The 1,133-nt window shown below is 64.0% G+C and carries 1 protein-coding gene; it reads right to left on the bottom strand.

From position 1 onward, the window contains the following. Positions 1 to 23 precede the first annotated feature (23 nt). On the bottom strand, positions 24 to 953 hold the full coding sequence (locus NKH16_RS34825; protein WP_352903969.1) for an IS110 family RNA-guided transposase: 930 nt from the start codon (positions 951 to 953) through the stop codon (positions 24 to 26). Between the last annotated feature and the right edge of the window lie 180 nt (positions 954 to 1,133).

The raw sequence follows: 1,133 nt of genomic DNA, 5'->3' as shown, positions 1-1,133 counted from the left end.
GGGGAGAGCGACTGTCTTGGCTGTCAAGTTGTTTGCCACGGTTTTTGATCCCGGACGATAGCGTTGAGAATGGTGAGAAGCTTGCGCATTGTGGCGACGACGGCGACGATCTTCGGCTTGCCGGCCTCGACCAGGCGGTCGCGGAAAGCCTTGAGCACGGGGTTGTGCCTGATGGCGACGAGGGCGGCCATGAAGAGGGCGGCGCGCACGTGGCTCCTGCCACCGCCAATGAAGCTCTTGCCACGCCATTTTCCGGACTGCCTCGTCCATGGCGCAAGGCCGGCGAGCGCGGCGATCTGGCGGCGGTCGAGGCTGCCCAGTTCCGGCATTTCGGCGATCAGGCTGCGGGCAACGACAGGACCGACACCCGGCACGGAGGAAAGCAGCTTTTCGTTGACCCGCCAGACTGGGGACTTGCGGATATGATCGTCCATGCCCGCATCGAGGCTTGCCAGCTCACGCCGAAGCGCGACGAGCAGCCGGTGGATGCTCTTTTGCGCCTGTTTCGCGATGACCGTGCGAGCACGGTTCTCCTCCGCCACGATCATCTGCACGATCTGACGCCGGCGGGCGACGAGCTCGGCCAGGGCCTCGGTTTCGGCGTCGCGCAATGGCCGCAATTGCGGCTTGGTCGCAGCGATGAAAGCGGCAATGACGGCGGCATCGATCGGGTCGGTCTTGGCCCGCTTGCCGAGTGCATTGGCATAGGCGCGCACCTGCGCCGGATTGACCACGACAATCGCCAGGCCGGCGCCTGCCAAGGCGGCGACCGCCAGTCTCTCGAAGCTGCCTGTCGACTCCAATCCGACAACGGCCGGCGAAAGGGCTGCCAGCCGCCGAACCAGATCCTCCACCCCGGCGTGGTCATTCTCCACCGAGAACGCCTCGCCCGACGGCAAAACATGCACGTCGAGCCGATCCTTGGAAACGTCGATGCCAACAATGATTTCCATCCTGTCCCATCCTTGCCTAATCGGGCTTCGCTTGCGGCCCAGGCGACTGTTCGGGTTCGATGGAACGGCGGACGAAGACCCTTGCTCTCCCACGGGCTCGATCACCCAAAGATGCTCCGGTCTCCCGTCCGCCACCGCACCTGCCTTCATAGCAGAGTCGGCAAGAAACAAGTTACAAAG

Origin of the sequence: Mesorhizobium sp. M1307, from assembly GCF_040318155.1 — a bacterium.
In the GTDB taxonomy this organism is placed as follows: domain Bacteria; phylum Pseudomonadota; class Alphaproteobacteria; order Rhizobiales; family Rhizobiaceae; genus Mesorhizobium.
Note: the sequence above shows the minus strand (reverse complement) of the source record. Positions and strands in the feature narration are given on the sequence as shown.

Excerpts from the sequence above, each read along its gene's own strand:
- NKH16_RS34825 (WP_352903969.1), bottom strand. The coding sequence starts at position 953 with ATGGAAATCATTGTTGGCATCGACGTTTCCAAGGATCGGCTCGACGTG.